This window comes from Pseudomonas sp. (genome assembly GCF_026224925.1).
Taxonomy (GTDB): domain Bacteria; phylum Pseudomonadota; class Gammaproteobacteria; order Pseudomonadales; family Pseudomonadaceae; genus Aquipseudomonas.
Window position 1 is genome coordinate 1 of the sequence record NZ_JAMFRV010000133.1, and the last position, 2,483, is coordinate 2,483.

Genomic DNA, 2,483 nt, shown 5'->3' on the forward strand with positions numbered 1-2,483 from the left:
GGATAAAGCGCAAGCAGAACAAGACGCAATAGACGCCAAAGTTAAAAAGCAGGTTGCCGTTCAGGAAGTCAAACGAGCGGCGTATTGCCAAGACGTGAGGATGAACCTGGCCCAATTGCGAAACAATCCGCGGGCACGCCTGGACATCGACGGTGTCATTCGGCGCTTAACCGACGAAGAGCGTGCCACGCGCGTTGCTGAAGCGGAAAAAGCGATACAAGACAATTGCCAGTAAAACCCCGCCGGGCGACCCCGGCACTGGATTTAATGTGCAGAGTCACTTAACGCGCCTCAGTGATCACCCGGTCGAACTGCTTCAGTAATTGCTGCAGGGTATCTGTCTCCTGCTGACGGCCCGCATACACCATCTCGGCCATTTCCCGAATGCCCGATGCATTAGGCAGTGACAGATCCTGCTCCAGGATAACTTTCATGCGCGGCAAAAATATCCACTGCAACCACTGATCGAATTCCATCAAGTCAACAGCGAAAGGCTCGCTGCTGGCCAATGCCTCGGGACTGGGCGGCACATCACTCCACCAGCCAAGCTGACGTAACTCACGTTCGATCAGCAGTAATTGCCCAGCGACTTGAGGAAAACGTTTGTCCATCAATAACCGCCCCCTGCTTTTTGACGTGCCAACGCTGCACCTGCGGCATCACCTTGTTTCGCTCGCGACTGAGCGATCAAACCCCATAGGCTGGCCTGCAAATCGGAGCGACCATTGGCGTACGTCAGGCCACGGCGTGCAAGTTGCTCGGCTTGTGGCGCATCGCCCTGAGCCAAACGTACTTGTGCCAAGCGGAAGAGCACCTGCGGCTCGCGCGGCGCTACACGCTGGGCGCGCTCCAGGCTGGACGACGCACCGTTCAAGTCGCCGCTGGCCTGTTGCTGCTGGGCGGTCGTGAGCAATGAGAGGACGGGGCCGTCAAGTTGCTCGTCTGCAGACAAACCGCCGCTGCTTGGAATACCCGTTGGTGCGGTGGAGTTGTAGCTGTTGTTAATCGGGGCCGTATTGATTGGCGCGTTATTGATCGGTGCGGTTTCGATCGGGCTGGTATTGAACTGAGGTGCCCCAGTTGAAGCAGGGTAGCTTTGGATCGGAGAACCACCGCCACTCGGGACCATCACCGTAACGCCGGAATCCTGCGGCTCGGCTTGCGGCTGTTGCTGTTGCTGTGGCGCGCGCTGACGATAACCGCCGTTGCCTTGGACACGTTCACTGTTGGACACTTTGCTTCCGGAATCTTCGACCGGAATAGAGCCACGCTCTACACTGGCGCAGCCGTTAAGCAAAGCCACAGCTGTTAAAGCAGGAATCAACCACTTATTCACGTCACATCCTCTTTGCTTATTTCAACCAACCTTTGACCCAATCCATTACGGAATCGGCCGCGGCAGGGACGCCGCCACAGGCAGTGCCGGGCGCCGGTTCACTGCCGCGAATATACGGCATCTGCACCGCGCCCGGGCAGGTCGAGTCAGAGCCTTGGCCGGTACTGGAATTGATCCAGGCCTGAACCACATTATCGGGCTGCGCGGTGTCCAGTGAAAGCGGATCGGCCCGACGCATGAAGCTCGTCCATATCTGCAACGCGCCGGTGGCACCGGTGAACGGTGTTTGGGCGTTATCGTCGCGACCGACCCAGACCACCGCCAGTAAATCCTGGCTAAAACCGGCAAACCAGCTGTCACGCGAATCATTAGTGGTGCCACTTTTACCAGCCAGATTCAACGTGCTTGGCAGCTGGCTATAAGCCGACTTGCCCGTACCTTCTCGCATCACGCGCTGCATGGCATTTTGCAGCAGATAAATAGACCCTGGATCGAAGCGCTGCTGGATCTGGAACGGATAGCGCTTAAGCGGCTCACCTTCGGCAGTCAGTACACTACGGATCCCGCGCATCGGCGTATTAAAACCGCCGTTGGCAATGGTCTGGTACATGGTTGCCACTTCAATCGGGCTGAGGCTACCGGCACCCAACAACATCGACGGATACGCTGGCCATTCGCGGCTGATACCCAGCTTACCCAAGGTTTTGAAGACGTTCGGCACGCCCAGTTCAAGGCCGAGCTTGGCCGAGGACAGGTTGTAAGAGTGCGCCAGGCCTTGATACAGGAAGATATTGCCGTGTGACTTGTGATCGAAGTTTTGTGGTTTCCAGACTTGCCCGTCCGCGCCCTTGACCGAGAATTGCTCGTCGGCAATGTAACTGGTCAATGTGTATTTGCTAGGCTGCTCTAGCGCAGTCAGATAGATCGCGGGCTTGACCAGCGAGCCGATCGGCCGCACGGCATCCAGCGCTCGGTTGAAACCGGCGTATCCCGCCTGACGGCTGCCGACCAGGGCCTGGACTTCACCGGTCTCGGGATTGGTCACGACCATGGCCGTTTCCACTTCATCGCCGCCCTTGCGCCCGTCCATCTTCTTGAATGCTTCAGTAACCGCCGCCTCAGACTTCATCTGCAGAATCGGATCGAA

At 57.6% G+C, this 2,483-nt stretch carries 3 protein-coding genes and 1 pseudogene; 1 reads left to right on the forward strand and 3 read right to left on the reverse strand.

Annotated features, from left to right (window positions below; all coding sequences use genetic code 11):
* A pseudogene (locus M0974_RS05865) lies at positions 1-235 on the forward strand (DUF4124 domain-containing protein); the annotation flags it as partial.
* Between the two features lie 46 nt (positions 236-281).
* Here the strand turns inward: M0974_RS05865 and M0974_RS05870 are convergent.
* The 3 genes from M0974_RS05870 to M0974_RS05880 form a co-directional block, all read right to left on the reverse strand.
* Positions 282-611 (reverse strand): YqcC family protein, encoded by a 330-nt coding sequence (locus tag M0974_RS05870; RefSeq protein WP_297833956.1) that lies wholly within the window; start codon positions 609-611, stop codon positions 282-284.
* Positions 611-1,336, reverse strand: coding sequence for a tetratricopeptide repeat protein (locus M0974_RS05875; protein ID WP_297833959.1), 726 nt, complete (start codon positions 1,334-1,336; stop codon positions 611-613). Before M0974_RS05875 ends, M0974_RS05870 begins: the two co-directional genes overlap by 1 nt.
* Before the next feature lie 16 nt (positions 1,337-1,352).
* On the reverse strand, positions 1,353-2,483 hold a 1,131-nt coding region (locus M0974_RS05880), incomplete at its 5' end, for a penicillin-binding transpeptidase domain-containing protein (RefSeq protein ID WP_297833962.1).